The sequence below is a fragment of the Sphingomonas sp. BL-S-28 genome, from assembly GCF_055521515.1.
The window spans coordinates 64,657-78,505 of the sequence record NZ_CM145483.1 but is presented as its reverse complement, the minus strand read 5'-3'; the positions used below and the strand labels follow the sequence as shown (position 1 = coordinate 78,505).

Annotated in this window: 15 protein-coding genes; 10 read left to right on the top strand and 5 right to left on the bottom strand. The window is 64.2% G+C overall.

Annotated elements, in window-relative coordinates; translation table 11 throughout:
- Window positions 1-25 precede the first annotated feature (25 nt).
- From hpnI to ACZ1JC_RS00390, 5 genes are read left to right on the top strand one after another with little or no spacing between them, the layout of a single operon-like run.
- A complete protein-coding gene (gene hpnI / locus ACZ1JC_RS00410) occupies window positions 26-1,186 on the top strand; it encodes a bacteriohopanetetrol glucosamine biosynthesis glycosyltransferase HpnI (protein ID WP_465139879.1) in 1,161 nt (386 codons plus the stop codon).
- Window positions 1,183-2,628: a hopanoid biosynthesis associated radical SAM protein HpnJ gene (gene hpnJ / locus ACZ1JC_RS00405; protein WP_465139880.1), complete on the top strand. Its 1,446-nt coding sequence runs from the start codon at window positions 1,183-1,185 to the stop codon at window positions 2,626-2,628. Before hpnI ends, hpnJ begins: the two co-directional genes overlap by 4 nt.
- A 37-nt stretch (window positions 2,629-2,665) precedes the next feature.
- Window positions 2,666-3,511: a hopanoid biosynthesis-associated protein HpnK gene (gene hpnK, locus ACZ1JC_RS00400; RefSeq protein WP_465139881.1), complete on the top strand. Its 846-nt coding sequence runs from the start codon at window positions 2,666-2,668 to the stop codon at window positions 3,509-3,511.
- Window positions 3,508-4,416, top strand: coding sequence for a ferritin-like domain-containing protein (locus ACZ1JC_RS00395; RefSeq protein WP_465139882.1), 909 nt, complete (start codon window positions 3,508-3,510; stop codon window positions 4,414-4,416). The genes hpnK and ACZ1JC_RS00395 overlap by 4 nt, the downstream gene beginning before the upstream one ends.
- Before the next feature lie 23 nt (window positions 4,417-4,439).
- Window positions 4,440-5,411 carry a lysylphosphatidylglycerol synthase domain-containing protein gene (locus ACZ1JC_RS00390; protein ID WP_465139883.1) on the top strand — a complete coding sequence of 324 codons (972 nt, stop codon included), beginning with the start codon at window positions 4,440-4,442 and terminating at the stop codon, window positions 5,409-5,411.
- Window positions 5,412-5,413: 2 nt separating this feature from the next.
- Here ACZ1JC_RS00390 and ACZ1JC_RS00385 read toward each other — a convergent pair whose 3' ends face one another.
- Complete coding sequence (locus ACZ1JC_RS00385) at window positions 5,414-6,334, bottom strand: LysR family transcriptional regulator (RefSeq protein ID WP_465139884.1); 921 nt, start codon at window positions 6,332-6,334, stop codon at window positions 5,414-5,416.
- Window positions 6,335-6,449: 115 nt separating this feature from the next.
- Between ACZ1JC_RS00385 and ACZ1JC_RS00380 the strand changes: the two genes are divergently transcribed.
- From ACZ1JC_RS00380 to ACZ1JC_RS00370, 3 genes are all read left to right on the top strand, one after another.
- Window positions 6,450-7,241, top strand: a complete 792-nt coding sequence (locus tag ACZ1JC_RS00380) for a type 1 glutamine amidotransferase domain-containing protein (protein ID WP_465139885.1) — start codon at window positions 6,450-6,452, stop codon at window positions 7,239-7,241.
- A gap of 78 nt (window positions 7,242-7,319) precedes the next feature.
- Window positions 7,320-7,613: a putative quinol monooxygenase gene (locus ACZ1JC_RS00375; RefSeq protein ID WP_465139886.1), complete on the top strand. Its 294-nt coding sequence runs from the start codon at window positions 7,320-7,322 to the stop codon at window positions 7,611-7,613.
- A 16-nt stretch (window positions 7,614-7,629) separates the two neighbouring features.
- Window positions 7,630-8,637, top strand: coding sequence for an aldo/keto reductase (locus ACZ1JC_RS00370; protein ID WP_465139887.1), 1,008 nt, complete (start codon window positions 7,630-7,632; stop codon window positions 8,635-8,637).
- Window positions 8,638-8,745: 108 nt separating this feature from the next.
- On the opposite strand, the gene ACZ1JC_RS00365 is transcribed toward ACZ1JC_RS00370, so the two are convergent.
- From ACZ1JC_RS00365 to grxC, 3 genes are read right to left on the bottom strand one after another with little or no spacing between them, the layout of a single operon-like run.
- Window positions 8,746-9,255, bottom strand: coding sequence for a DUF1178 family protein (locus ACZ1JC_RS00365; protein ID WP_465139888.1), 510 nt, complete (start codon window positions 9,253-9,255; stop codon window positions 8,746-8,748).
- Window positions 9,256-9,293: 38 nt separating this feature from the next.
- Window positions 9,294-10,115 (bottom strand): carbon-nitrogen hydrolase family protein, encoded by an 822-nt coding sequence (locus ACZ1JC_RS00360; protein WP_465139889.1) that lies wholly within the window; start codon window positions 10,113-10,115, stop codon window positions 9,294-9,296.
- 4 nt (window positions 10,116-10,119) lie between these two features.
- Window positions 10,120-10,383: a glutaredoxin 3 gene (grxC, locus tag ACZ1JC_RS00355; protein ID WP_465139890.1), complete on the bottom strand. Its 264-nt coding sequence runs from the start codon at window positions 10,381-10,383 to the stop codon at window positions 10,120-10,122.
- 160 nt (window positions 10,384-10,543) lie between these two features.
- Here grxC and ACZ1JC_RS00350 point away from each other — a divergent pair, with 160 nt between their 5' ends.
- Together ACZ1JC_RS00350 and ACZ1JC_RS00345 are read left to right on the top strand one after the other, a co-directional pair.
- Window positions 10,544-11,011, top strand: coding sequence for an Hsp20 family protein (locus tag ACZ1JC_RS00350; protein ID WP_465139891.1), 468 nt, complete (start codon window positions 10,544-10,546; stop codon window positions 11,009-11,011).
- 158 nt (window positions 11,012-11,169) lie between these two features.
- Window positions 11,170-12,105: an AEC family transporter gene (locus tag ACZ1JC_RS00345; RefSeq protein ID WP_465139892.1), complete on the top strand. Its 936-nt coding sequence runs from the start codon at window positions 11,170-11,172 to the stop codon at window positions 12,103-12,105.
- Between the two features lie 70 nt (window positions 12,106-12,175).
- Here ACZ1JC_RS00345 and ACZ1JC_RS00340 read toward each other — a convergent pair whose 3' ends face one another.
- Complete coding sequence (locus ACZ1JC_RS00340) at window positions 12,176-13,804, bottom strand: CTP synthase (RefSeq protein ID WP_465139893.1); 1,629 nt, start codon at window positions 13,802-13,804, stop codon at window positions 12,176-12,178.
- Between the last annotated feature and the right edge of the window lie 45 nt (window positions 13,805-13,849).

The window sequence follows — 13,849 nt, the reverse complement described above, 5'->3', positions numbered from 1 at the left end:
TTCAGCGCTCGCTTTAAGGAAAGCAATGGCCGGATTGTCCATCGTGACCTCTGCCCTGGGCTGGGCCCTGCTGCTGGCGGCGGCAGCAGGCGCGCTTTACATGGTGGCTGCAACCCTGGCGCTCAGGCGCTTCCTGCATGCGCGGGGCGAGCCCCGGCCGGGAAACGAAGCCGTCACCATTCTGAAGCCGCTGCACGGCGCCGAGCCGCGCCTTGCCGACAATCTGGCAAGTTTCGTCGAACAGGATCATGAAGGCCCTGTCCAGATCCTTTGCGGCGTACAGCGGGCAGACGATCCCGCCATTCGTGCGGTGCGGGAGGTTCAGGCCCGCTACCCCCATGCCCGGATCGAACTTGTCGTCGATCCCGCGCATCACGGCGCGAACGGCAAGATATCGAACCTTACCAACATGATGAAGCACGCGTCGCACCCCACCGTGGTCCTGAGCGACAGCGACATCGCGGTGGACCGTTCCTATCTGTCCGGCATACTCGCCGCGCTTCGCAAGCCGAAAGTCGGTGCCGTGACCTGCCTCTATCGCGGGCGGGGAGACGCCGGCTTCTGGTCCGTGCTGGCCGCTGCGGGCAGCACATATCAGTTCCTGCCGAACCTCGCTTTTGCAAAGGCCCATGCCATGGCGACGCCCTGCATGGGATCGACGATCGCTCTGCGGCGCGAGACGCTGGATACCATCGGCGGCTTCGCCCACTTTGCGGACGTATTGGCGGACGATCATGCCATCGGGCAGGCGGTAGAGCGGCTGGGCCTTGCGGTGGAAATGCCGCCCATGCTTTTGACCCACGCCTTCGCCGATTCCGATTTTCGTGAACTCTGGCGTCACGAATTGCGCTGGGCAGCCACCGTACGCGGACTGGCCCCCGCAGGATATGCCGGGTCCTTCATCGCCATGCCTTTGCCGCTGGCGCTGATGGCCCTGCCCCTCCACCCCGTGCCCGCACTCGCGGTAATCGCCGTGACCGCAGCTGTCCGGCTATACACGAAGCACGTGGCAGACAGTCATGCCAAGGACGCTTCGGCGCCTTTTTGGATGCTGCCGTTACGCGATACATTGAATTTCGCGATTTTCTTTGCCAGCTTCTTCGTCCGGTCGATTGATTGGCGCGGAAGCGCGCTTACTATGCTGAGTGACGGTCGAGTCCAAGCTTCGGAGACTGCCGGACCATGATGTCTACGCTTTTCCTTCAGGCCCCCTCCTTCGACGGGTACGACGGCGGCGCCGGCGCGCGATATCAGATGAAGCGCGAGGTGAAGTCCTTCTGGTATCCCACCTGGTTGGCCCAGCCCGCCGCCATGGTGGAGGGATCGAAACTGATCGACGCCCCCGCGCACGATCTTTCGTGGGACGATATCGCGCATGAGGTGGACGGCAGGGATCTGGTGATCCTCCATACCTCCACCCCCAGCTTCAATCAGGACGTGCACACCGCCGAACTGATAAAGGCGCGCAATCCCAAAGCCCTGATCGGCATGATCGGTGCGAAAGTCGCAGTGGAGAGCGAAAAGGCACTCACCGCCAGCGCGGCGATCGATTTCGTCTGCCGCAATGAGTTCGACTTCACGATCGTAGACGTCGCCAATGGCATTCCCCTGCGCGAAATCGACGGGATCTCATGGCGCGATGACGATGGCGCGATCATCCATAACCGGGACCGCAAGGTGCTGGAGGATATGGATTCGCTGCCGTTCGTCTCCCCGATCTACAAGCGCGACCTGACGATAGAGAAGTACTTCGGCGGCTATCTGAAGCACCCCTACGTCAGCTTCTACACCGGGCGCGGCTGTAAGAGCCGCTGCACATTCTGCCTCTGGCCGCAGACCGTGGGCGGGCACAATTACCGCACCCGCTCGATCGCGCATGTGATCGAGGAAGTGAAATACGTCATGGAGAACATCCCCCAGACCAAGGAGATCTTCTTCGACGACGACACGCTGACCGACAACGGCCCCCGCGTGGAGGAACTGGCCATCGCGCTGGGCAAGCTGGGCTTTGGCAAGCCGGGCTTCCCGATGAGCTGGAGCTGCAATGCCAAGGCCAATGTCCCCCGCAAGACGCTGGAAGTATTGAAAGCCAATGGTTTGCGCCTGCTGCTGGTCGGTTACGAAAGCGGCAACCAGCAGATCCTGCACAACATCAAGAAGGGTCTGCGCGTCGATGTTGCCCGGCAGTTCACCAAGGACTGCCACGAACTGGGCATCGTCATCCACGGCACCTTCATTCTGGGCCTTCCCGGCGAGACCGAGGAAACGATCGAGGAAACGATCAACTATGCCAAGGAGATCGATCCGCACACGATCCAGGTCTCGCTGGCGGCGCCCTATCCCGGCACCTTCCTCTACAAGCAGGCGATGGACAACGGCTGGTTCGACGGCACCGACCATCTGCTGACCGACGGCGGCAACCAGATCGCCCAGCTGAGCTACGAACATCTGCCCGCGCCGGTGATCTTCGACAAGGTGGAGGAGTTCTACAAGCGCTTCTACTTCCGGCCATCCAAGATCGGATCGATCGTCTGGGAAATGGTGCGGGACTGGGACATGATGAAGCGCCGACTGCGCGAAGGCGTGGAGTTCTTCGATTTCCTGCGCCGACGCAAGGCAACGGCGTGATGCGCTGTCCCTTCGCCAGCCGGCGCTGATCCAGGCCGTGAAGCGCCTCGTCGTCACCGCTGACGATTTCGGGGCCTCTCCCGAAGTGAACGAGGCGGTCGAGCGCGCGCACAGCGATGGCATATTGACCGCCGCCAGCCTGATGGTGAACGGCGCGGCGGCAGACGACGCGGTCGAGCGGGCCAAGCGCCTGCCCACACTCGGCGTCGGCCTTCATATCGTGCTGGTGGACGGACGGCCGGTGTTGCCGCCGGAGCGCATTCCCGCGCTGGTCGACGCGCAGGGCAATTTCCGCACCGACATGGTGCGCGCCGCCATGCGCATCTTCGCTTCGCCCGCCGCGCGCCGCCAGCTTACGGCGGAAGTGGAAGCGCAGTTCGACGCCTTTGCCGCCACCGGCCTGCCACTCGACCACGTGAATGCGCATAAGCACTTCCACTTGCACCCCACTATCGCGGCGACGCTGGTGAAAGTGGGCAAGGCGCATGGCATGCGCACGGTTCGCGCCCCGGTGGAGCCGCGCGCCGTGCTGCGCGAGGTCGAGGATGAAGGCGCGCCTTCGGGCATCGAAGGAATTTGGGCGCGACAGGTGCAACGACTTATGCGCCGCGCCAGCCTTGCCACGCCCGATCACGTATTCGGCCTTGCGTGGTCCGGCGCGATGACCCCGGCGCGCGTCTACGGATTGCTGGAACACCTGCCCAACGGGTTGAGCGAGATCTATGCCCACCCCGCCACCGGGCCTTACCCCGGATCGGCGCCGGGCTACCGCTATGCCGAAGAACTCGCGGCATTGACCGACGCGCTTGCCAAGCGGGTGATCGCGCGCAATGCCATCACTCTCGGACGCTTTGCGGACTTTATCGAAGGAGAGCGCTCATGACACTGGCTCGCTCCTGGGGCGACTATGACAAGACGGTCCCCCTGCCCACCGGCCGGCTGAAGTACGGCACCCCCGATCACCTCCTGCTGATGAGCCGGACGCTGCTGGATACGCACGATCCCTATCGACCGGCGCTGATCGACTGGCCGACGCTGGACGACAGCACCCGCAACAAGATCGTCTCCCTGCCGATCTGGGACATCGCCGTCGCCACCGAGGGCCGCGCGGGCATGAACGTGCGCACATTTTCCGAAGGGCTGGACGATCCTCTGCTGAAATCCGCCGTCGAGATGAACGCTTTCGAGGAATCGCGGCACAAGCTGGTGCTTTCCGACATGGTGCAGGCCTACGGTATCGAACTGGTTCCGGAACCCGAATACAAGCGCCCTGCCGATCCCGAATTCGCCTTCATGCGCACCGGTTATTCGGAATGCATAGACAGCTTCTTCGGCTTCGGCCTGTTCAAGGTTGCCAAGGATTCGGGCTTCTTCCCGCCCGAACTGGTGGACACGTTTGAACCCGTAATGCGCGAGGAAGGGCGGCATATCCTGTTCTTCGTGAACTGGGTGGCCTGGTGGCGGCGCAACATGCCGCTGTGGCGGCGGCCGTGGTTCGAACTCAAGGTGATTGCGGTCTGGATCTTCCTGATCTGGGAACGGCTCGACATGGCCAAGGGCATGGGCAAGGACAATACCCGCGCGCAGGAGAATAACTTCACGCTGAACGGATCGAAGGAACTGGGCGTGGAAATCACTTTCCCCGAACTGGCGCGGCTGTGCCTTGCGGAGAACGACCGGCGGCTTTCCGCCTATGACCGGCGCCTGCTGCGGCCCCGCTTCGTGCCGGGCGCGATCCGCTTCGTGCTGCGCTTCGTGAAAGGGCCGAAGGCGGGAGACGTCGCCTGAAGCATTGGACGCGCATCGGCATATTGCTGGCGACACTGGCAGGTCTGGGCATCGCCGTCTGGACGATCGGCGTGGCCGGGCTGAAGGATGTGCTCGGCATCGCCGGGCGCATGGGCGCGTCCGGGTTCCTGCTGTACTGCCTGTGGTCGCTGGGTGTCTTCTTCCTGCTGGGCGCCGCATGGTTCGCGGCGGCGCCCGACGAAAGGGGCCGATCCCTACCGCTTTCCGCCTGGCCGCTGTTCTCGTGGGCGCGGATGGTACGGGAGGCGGTATCCGACCTGCTGCCGTTTTCGCAACTGGGCGGCATCATCGTCAGCGTGCGGACGTTGACGGCCGCCGCGCTGCCTTCCAACCGCGTGCATGGCTCTCTGGTGGTCGACATGACGACGGAGATGGCCAGCCAACTCATCTACACACTGTTCGGACTGGCATTGATGGGCTCGCTGCTGATGGGCGACGGCGCGGCGGCGCAGTTGCGGCCGGCGATCCTTGGCGGCACCTTCGTCATGGTCGCGATCATCCTGCTGTTCTTCGCCATGCAGCGCACCGCGCTGGACTTCACCAGCCGCCTTGCCGCCCGCCTCGTTCCCGGATCGATCGCCATGGCCGGTATCCGTGCCGAACTGTCGCGCATCTATGCCCAGCGCGACCGCGTCGCCCTGGCCTTCGGCGCCAATCTGGCGGCTTGGATCGCCAGCGGCATAGGCGCGTGGCTGGCCTTGCGATGGATGGGAACCCATGCATCGGTCTGGGACATCCTGGCCCTGGAAAGCCTGATCTTCACGCTGCGCAGCGTGGCCTTCATCATCCCCGGCGCGCTGGGGGTGCAGGAGGCCGGCTATGCCTTCGCCGGCCCGCTGTTCGGCCTGCCCCCGGAAACTGCCCTTGCCCTGTCGCTCGCCAAGCGGGCACGCGATCTGGCCATCGGCCTGCCCACGCTGCTCGTCTGGCAGGCGAACGAGATACGCGGCGTGGCGACCGGAAACGGGAAGTAGCGCTAGACGGCCACTCCATCCCCCGCGCCGATCCCGCGGACCACATCGGCCACCAGCCCCCGCAGCCAGCGATGCGCCGGATCGTGGCGATAGCGAACATGCCAGCCCATCTCGACCGGGAACGTGCCAAGATCGACCGGCGCCGGCAGCACCTTCAACCGCGGATCGTGGCGCAACCGGCGGCAGATCAGATGCGGCAAAGTGGTGCAGTAGTCGGTAACCGCAACCATCTCCGCCACCGCGAAGAAGTTGGTGACCGAAAGCGCGACATCGCGCCGCAGATCCTGCGAGGCGAGCGCCTGATGCAGGCCGGCACGGATACGGCCCGGCGGCATCACGTTCACATGGCGCAGCCGCTCAAACTGTTCTCGCGTGATCGTTTCCCCGATCTCGGGATGGCCGGAACGGACGACGCATTCCAGCCCATCGTTCATCAGGTGCTGAACCACCAAGTTGTCGGGAGGGTCGGTTATCCGGCCCAGCACCATCGCCGTCATCCCCGATACCACGCCCGTTTCGACCAGATCGTTGCTGTACGGCGTCAGGCGAAGCTTGATGCCGGGCGCCACCTCCGCCAAGCGGGCGACGATCGCCGGTACGAGCGCGAACTCGACATAGCCGTTGGGCGCAATGGTGAACTCTCGCTGGGCGCTGGCCGGATCGAAATCCTGCTGCCCCAATATCGCATCGTCCAGCCGCGCCAGCGCGTCCGCAATGCCCGGTGCCAGTTCCAGCGCCACGGGCGTAGGCTGGATGCCATAGCGTTCGCGGATGAAAAGCTGGTCCTGCAACATGGCCCGCAATCTGGAGAGTGCGTTGGACATCGCCGGCTGCGTCATGCCCAGTCGTTCGGCAGCGCGGGTGACGTTGCGTTCTTCCATCAGGGCGACGAAGATCGGCAGGAGATTGAGGTCGTAGCGCATGAGATATACTCTCACCGATATATCTAATATCCAAGAAATAAAGTTCTGGAATGCCTGATTGAGGCGCATTCAAGCGGTGCCCGCAAGGGACCACACCAACTTGATGGAGACTCAAATGACCAAGGGTACAGTGCTCGTGATCGGCTCCAACGCCACCCGGATCGAGGTTCAGGGCGGATGGGGCGCAACCGGACAGTATCTCAACGAAACGGTCGTGCCGGCGATGGCGCTGATCGATGCCGGATACGACGTGGTCCTCGCCACGCCCGACGGCACCCAGCCGCATATCGACGAGGCATCGGATTCGGCCGATCACTTCGAAGGCGATGAGGCTGCCTACGCCCGGGCCCGGGATTTCTTCTTCCACGATCCCGCGATGACCGGCTTGCGCACCTTGCGCCAGGTGATCGACGAGGGGCTAGGCCACTACGCCGCCGTTTTCGTGCCCGGCGGTCAGGCCCCGGTGGTCGACCTGATGCAGAGCGCAGAACTCGGCGAAATCCTCCGGCATTTCCATGCGCAGGCCAAGCCGACCGCCCTCCTTTGCCATGGCCCGATCGCGCTGACGGCCGCGATGGAGCAGGCCCCGGCCTTCCGCGCCGCGCTGATCGCCGGAGACACCGCCAAGGCAACCGATCTTGCTCATGACTGGCCCTACGCCGGCTATCGCATGACCGTCTTCTCGGCATCCGAGGAAAAGGTGGTCGAGGATAACATCCTCCACGCAAAGATGTATTTCACCATGCCGCAGGCGTTGACTGCAGCGGGCGGTACGGTGGAAACGACGGCAACCGACTTCGCGCCGAACGTCGTGATCGACCGCGAACTCATCACTGGCCAGAACCCGCGTTCCGATCACCCCATCGCCGCGGCTCTGGTCGAAGCACTCGATGCGCGCCGGCACTGATCGCCCGGCGAGCCGATGCGAACGCGCATGACCGGCGGGGCGCTTCGGCGCCCCGCTCTCCGGAATAAGGGACATCCGATGACGAACGTGAAGATCATGGCCATTCTCACCGCCCGCCCGGGGAAGGAGGCCGAATTGCGCGAATTGCTGGACACGATGGTCACACAAAGTCGCGCGGAAGCCGGTAATCTACGCTACGATCTATGGACCGACAGCACCAACCCGGCCAATCTCGTACTTGATGAGCTCTACGTCGACAGCGAGGCCGTCACCGCTCATCGCGCCTCAGCCCATTTCCAGACCTATCTCGCAACCATCAACGACCTTGCCGAACGCACGGCACTGACACTCGACCCGCTGGTGGTCGCCTGACGAAAGGATGCAGACGATGGCACTCAAGGATATCCTCCCCAGCAAGCTGGGCTTCGGCGCCGCGCCGCTTGGCAACATGTTCCGCGCGATCCCGGAAGAGGAAGCGCTGGCCACGGTAGAGGCCGCCTGGAACGACGGCATCCGCTATTACGACAACGCCCCCTTCTACGGCGCCGGCCTTGCCGAGATCCGCATGGGAGAGGCGCTGAAGGGCAAGCCGCGCGACGAATATGTGATCAGCACGAAGGTCGGCCGCATCATCCTGGATGAGGTCGAGGACGTTTCGCTCCGCGATAACGGCGAAAAGGGCGATGTCTTTGCCAACGGCCGCCCGAACAAGGTGGTGAACGACTACAGCTACGACGCCACGTTGAAGTCGATCGAGGACAGCCTGAAACGCCTCCACACCGATCATGTCGAGATCGTCTTCGTCCACGATCTCGCCCAGGACTTCTGGGGCGACGAATGGATCGCCCGGTTCGAAGAAGCCCGCGTCGGCGCATTCAAGGCGCTGGATCGGCTGCGCGACGAAGGCGTGATCAAGGCATGGGGCCTTGGCGTCAACAAGGTGGAGCCGATCGAGATCCTGCTGGACCTTCAGGAACCGCGTCCGGACGCCTTCCTGCTGGCTGGCCGCTACACGCTGCTGGATCACGGGCGCGCGCTTCAGCGGGTGATGCCCAAGGTGGCCGAACTGGGGCTGGGTGTCGTCGTCGGCGGGCCCTACAGTTCGGGCGCGCTCGTCGGCGGGCCGAATTTCGAATATGCGCCAGCGACGCCGAAAATCCTCGCAAGGGTTGCTGCGATCAAGGCGATTGCCGACCGCCACGGCGTTTCGATGAAGGCGGCGGGCATCCAGTTCTCGCTCGCGAATCCGGCTGTGGCGGCCGTCATCCCGGGCGCGAGCCGTCCGGAACGCATTGCCGAGGACAGCGCCGCCTATGCCGAGATCATTCCGGCCGCGTTCTGGGAGGAAATCCGCAAGGCAGGGCTGGTCGATCCCGCCGCGCCGCTGCCGGCCTGAAACGCTGATCTGAACCCTTCCGAATGCAGAAACGCCGCCCGTCTCACGGGCGGCGTTTCGCATGGTCCAATGATTTCAGGCCTGGCCGAAACCGGGCGCGCCAAAAGATCAGTTGGCGCGTTCCGGCGGAACCACGGCGAACGGCAGAGCGGCAACGGCAATGCCTTCCTCCAGCAATTCCTTCGCCTGCTCCACGCTCGCCTCGCCGTGGATGGTTTCCTGCTCACGCTCGCCATAGTGCATGGCGCGGGCGTCGTCGGCAAAGCTCTTGCCCACGTAGCGGCTGTCCTTCAGCGCTTCGGTCTGCATCTTCGCCAACGCCTTGATCATCTCGACCGCCTGCGGTGGCAACGGAGCGGCCGACACCGGCACCGGAGGCGCGGATTGATCGCGCGGCGGCGACACCGGCTGCGCGGCGCGCGTGGGAACCACCTCGCTCCGCTGGTTGCCCTTGCGCGTCAGTCGCGGTGCCTGCAGCGCCTTGTCGACCTCCGCCGTGCCGCACTGCGGGCAACTCAGCAGCCCCCGCTCCTGCTGGCGCGAAAAATCGTCCGAGGACTTGAACCAGCCCTCGAAACGATGGCGCTCGGCACGACATTCGAGATCATAGACAATCATTGAGGCACTTCTTACGCGAACCCGTTAGCTTCCATGGGCTATTTGGCGATTGCACGGCGATTGGCAAGGCTCGGCAACTGGGCGCGAACTTCGGCAATGCGCGCGGGATCGAGATCGACGAAGCCCAGCCCCGCTTTCTCTCCGCCCATGTCCAGCAGGATATCACCCCAGGGATCGATCGCCAGACTGTGCCCGTAGGTATCGCGCCCGTCCTCATGATGGCCCACTTGCGCCGCGCTGAGCACGAAGGCGCTGGCCTCCACCGCGCGGGCCCGCTGCATCAGATGCCAATGCGCCTTGCCGGTCGGCACGGTGAAAGCGGCAGGGGTCGCGATCACATCGCACTTTTCGCGGCCCAGTGCTTCGAACAGGGCGGGAAACCGCACATCGTAGCAGATCGCCAGTCCCAGACGGCCAAGCGGGGTTTCCACCGTCACCACCTTGTCGCCGGGCGCGTAGGCGTTGGATTCGCGCCACGATTCGCCCGTCGACAGATCCACGTCGAACATGTGCATCTTGTCGTAACGAGCGCGGATTTCGCCCTTGTCGTCGATCACGAAGGCGCGGTTGGCATAGCGCCCGTCGCCACCTTCGGGCCGCACCGCCAGAGAGCCGATGTGCACCCACATGCCTTCGCGCGCCGCCGCCTCGCGCACCGATGCCAACACGCGATCGTCGCCCTCGGCAACGATGCTGGCGGCAGCGCGATCTCGCTTGCGGTCCAGCAGGCCCGACATTTCCGGCGTGAACAGCATCGCCGCACCGCCTGCGCGGGCTTCTGCCACGGCGGCAACGATCGCTTCGGCATTGGCCGCGGGATCGATGCCCGTGGTCATCTGGAACAGTGCGGCGCGCGTCATCGGATCAGAGCCCCAGCACGGGATCGAGTTCGCCCGCACGGTCGAGCGCGTTGATATCGTCGAACCCGCCATAGGGCTTTCCGTCCACCAGCACTTGCGGCACGGTGCGGGCGCCGGGCACGCGTTCTTCCATTTCGGCGCGCTTCTCGCCGCCCATGGTCACGTCGTATTCCTCATAGACCACGCCTTTGCCGTCCAGCAGCGACTTCGCCATGACGCAATAGGGGCAGCCCCACTTGGTGTAGATTTCGACCTTCGGCTGGCTCATCGAACGGGATCCTCCAAAAGGGGTAGCGTCCCCTTGAAAGCCGGGGGCGCTATCATATCTAGGGATGCGAGTCATGGCCCGCCATGGGGATGGCTCGAACATGCGGCGCCGGCGATCCGGGCCGCTTGCAACGAAGATTGCTCATAAGAGGATTTTTGTCATGAACCGTATCGACTTTACCCCCTATCGCCGCACCATGGTCGGGTTCGACCGCCTGTTCGACATGATCGAAAACCAGGCCCGCGCGAATGCAGGCGACAAGTATCCGCCCTTCAACATCGAACGCCGCGGCGCCGATGCCTATCGCATCACGCTGGCGCTGGCGGGCTTCAAGCCGGCGGATATCGACATCACCGCACAGGCCAACCTCCTTGTCGTCAAGGGCCACAAGCCCGAGGAAACGCCCGAAGGCGAGATGCTGCACGTCGGCATCGCTCAGCGCGGTTTTGAACGTCGCTTCGAACTGGCCGATTACGTCCGCGTCGACAGCGCAGACCTGGCCGACGGCCTGCTGGTGATCGATCTCGTGCGCGAAGTGCCCGAAGCGATGAAGCCCAAGAAGATCGCGATCGGCGGCAATACGCTGACCGTGGTCGAAGGCGGCTCGGACGAGACTGCAGCGGCCTGATCCCGCTTCAAGACACTGACATGATTGGGGGCGGTCCGGTTATCCGGGCCGCCCTTTTTGCGTGCACCGCACTCTTGAGAGCCTTTTCCGCGCTGGCGTCGGTGGCAGGCTGGCGATAAGTCCCGCGCTTTCTGCACAATGCGGGCCGCTGTCTTCCCATGCTTTCGATCCTTTCGGTCGTCCTGCCGATCTTCGCACTGACTTTTGTCGGCTGGCTTGCCCGCCGCGTCGGCATCTTCGGCCCACAATCGACCACCGAACTGAACCGCTTCGTCGTCTATCTGGCCCTGCCCGCGCTGCTGTTCGACATCGTCGCCAAGGCGAACCTCGACCAACTCTGGCAGCCGGGCTTCGTTGCCGTCTTCGCGCTCAGCACCTTCTTGTTCTTCGTCCTGACAGTTGCGGTCAGCCGCTGGCTGGGGCGGGAGATCGGCAATGCCGCGATCCTCGGGCTCAACTCCAGCTATTCGAACACGGCCTTCCTGGGCTTTCCGCTGCTGCTGGCAACGCTGGGACCAGCCTCGCAGACGCTTACGCTGATCGCCACGATCAATACCGTCTGCGTGCTGTTCGCGCTTGCCATCGTGCTGATCGAGTTCGGCAACCAGAAAGGCGGCAATCCGGCGGTGATCGCCTTGCGCGTGGGGCAGGCGCTGTTCCGCAATCCGCTGGTGCTGGCACCGCTTGCCGGTGCCGCCGTGATGGCCAGCGGCCTTGGCGTGGCCGCGCCGCTGGACGCGTTCCTGAAGCTGCTGGGCTCTGCCGCAAGCCCCTGCGCGCTCGTCTGCCTGGGCATGTTCCTGGCCGAACCGCGTGACAAGGGCGAGGGCTCGCTGGCGGAGACGGCAACCCTCGTTGCCCTCAAGCTGTTCGTCTATCCGGCGCTCACGCTGGTGCTGGCGCTTTGGGTCTTCCCCCTGCCCGCTGCGCTGCGCAATGCGGCGGTGCTTCTGGCCGCGCTCCCTACCGGCACCGGGCCTTTCATGCTGGCGGAATTCCACCGCCGCGAAGGCGCGCTGACTGCCAAGGTGATCCTTGCCTCCACCGTCCTCTCGGTCGGCACGGTGACCTTGCTGCTCTCCTTGCTGCGCTGAAAGCGGGCAACGAAAAAGGGCCGGTTCCGCTGGGGAACCGGCCCTTTTCGATTTCAATCCGTCCGAAGGATCAGACCAGACGCGCCTGACGCAGTGCGGCGGCGATGAAGCCCTTGAACAGCGGGTGCGGTTCGAAGGGGCGCGACTTGAGTTCGGGGTGGAACTGCACGCCCACGAAGAACGGATGTTCCGGACGCTCCACGATCTCGGGCAGCAGGCCGTCGGGCGACATGCCCGAGAAGATCAGGCCGTTGCCTTCCAGCGCATCGCGGTATTTGGCGTTCACCTCGTAACGGTGACGGTGGCGCTCCGAAATCTCGGTCGAATCGTAGATCGAGGCGACGTGGCTGTTGGCCGAAAGCATCGCCGGGTAAGCGCCAAGACGCATCGTGCCGCCCAGATCGCCGCCTTCGGCGCGGGTCTGCAGTCCGTCCTCGGTCATCCACTCGGTGATGATGCCGACCACCGGCTCCTCGGTCGGGCCGAACTCGGTGGAACTGGCCTTCTGGATGCCGGCCGCGCGGGCGCCTTCGATGCAAGCCATCTGCATGCCGAGGCAAATACCGAAGAACGGCACTTCACGTTCACGCGCGAAGCGGACGGAGGCGATCTTGCCTTCCGAACCGCGCTCACCGAAGCCGCCGGGCACCAGAATGCCGTGCATCGGCTCCAGAGCGGCGGCGATTTCCGAATCTTCCTTCTCGAAGATTTCGGCATCGATCCACTGGACGTTGACCTTCACGCGGTTGGCCATGCCGCCGTGGACCAGCGCCTCGTTCAGCGACTTGTAGGCATCGGGCAGGCCGACGTACTTGCCGACCACGCCGATGGTCACTTCGCCTTCGGGGTGTTCGAAACGGTCGGTGATGTCGTTCCAGCGCGTCAGTTCCGGGCCGGGGGCAGTCATGCCGAAGTGGTGCAGCACTTCCGCGTCCAGACCTTCCATGTGGTACTGCAGCGGAACGGCGTAGATGTTCGGCGCGTCGAGCGCGGGGATCACGGCCTGCGGACGCACGTTGCAGAACAGCGCGATCTTGCGGCGCTCGCTCTCCGGCAGTTCGCGGTCGCAGCGGCACAGCAGGATGTCGGGCTGGATGCCAAGGCCGGTCAGTTCGCGCACGGAGTGCTGCGTCGGCTTGGTCTTCAGTTCACCCGCCGCCGCGATGTAGGGCACCAGCGTAACGTGGACGAAGCAGGTCTGCTCACGGCCGAGTTCGTTGCGCATCTGGCGCAGTGCCTCGACGAAGGGCAGGCCCTCGATATCGCCGACGGTACCGCCGATTTCGCAGAGCACGAAGTCAAGATCGTCGGTATCGGCCAGCGCGAAATCCTTGATCGCGTCGGTCACGTGCGGGATCACCTGCACGGTGGCGCCCAGGTAGTCACCACGGCGCTCCTTGGCGATGATGTCGCGATAGATGCGGCCAGAGGTGATGTTGTCGCCCTGGTGGGCCGAAACGCCGGTGAAGCGTTCATAGTGGCCAAGGTCGAGGTCGGTCTCTGCACCGTCGTCGGTAACGAAGACCTCACCGTGCTGATACGGGCTCATCGTGCCCGGATCGACGTTCAGATAAGGGTCGAACTTGCGAATGCGGACGCGGTAACCGCGTGCCTGAAGCAGAGCCGCGAGGCTCGCCGCCATGAGACCTTTGCCGAGCGAGGAGACCACGCCGCCGGTGATAAAAATATGCCGCGCCATGGGAGTCGGCCCTTAAATTGCATGGGGGCACGAGGGCAAGAGCCC

Coding starts and splice junctions, on each gene's coding strand:
- hpnI (WP_465139879.1), top strand. CDS start 26: ATGGCCGGATTGTCCATCGTGACCTCTGCCCTGGGCTGGGCCCTGCTG.
- hpnJ (WP_465139880.1), top strand. CDS start 1,183: ATGATGTCTACGCTTTTCCTTCAGGCCCCCTCCTTCGACGGGTACGAC.
- ACZ1JC_RS00395 (WP_465139882.1), top strand. CDS start 3,508: ATGACACTGGCTCGCTCCTGGGGCGACTATGACAAGACGGTCCCCCTG.
- ACZ1JC_RS00385 (WP_465139884.1), bottom strand. CDS start 6,334: ATGCGCTACGACCTCAATCTCCTGCCGATCTTCGTCGCCCTGATGGAA.
- ACZ1JC_RS00380 (WP_465139885.1), top strand. CDS start 6,450: ATGACCAAGGGTACAGTGCTCGTGATCGGCTCCAACGCCACCCGGATC.
- ACZ1JC_RS00375 (WP_465139886.1), top strand. CDS start 7,320: ATGACGAACGTGAAGATCATGGCCATTCTCACCGCCCGCCCGGGGAAG.
- ACZ1JC_RS00370 (WP_465139887.1), top strand. CDS start 7,630: ATGGCACTCAAGGATATCCTCCCCAGCAAGCTGGGCTTCGGCGCCGCG.
- ACZ1JC_RS00365 (WP_465139888.1), bottom strand. CDS start 9,255: ATGATTGTCTATGATCTCGAATGTCGTGCCGAGCGCCATCGTTTCGAG.
- ACZ1JC_RS00360 (WP_465139889.1), bottom strand. CDS start 10,115: ATGACGCGCGCCGCACTGTTCCAGATGACCACGGGCATCGATCCCGCG.
- grxC (WP_465139890.1), bottom strand. CDS start 10,383: ATGAGCCAGCCGAAGGTCGAAATCTACACCAAGTGGGGCTGCCCCTAT.
- ACZ1JC_RS00350 (WP_465139891.1), top strand. CDS start 10,544: ATGAACCGTATCGACTTTACCCCCTATCGCCGCACCATGGTCGGGTTC.
- ACZ1JC_RS00345 (WP_465139892.1), top strand. CDS start 11,170: ATGCTTTCGATCCTTTCGGTCGTCCTGCCGATCTTCGCACTGACTTTT.
- ACZ1JC_RS00340 (WP_465139893.1), bottom strand. CDS start 13,804: ATGGCGCGGCATATTTTTATCACCGGCGGCGTGGTCTCCTCGCTCGGC.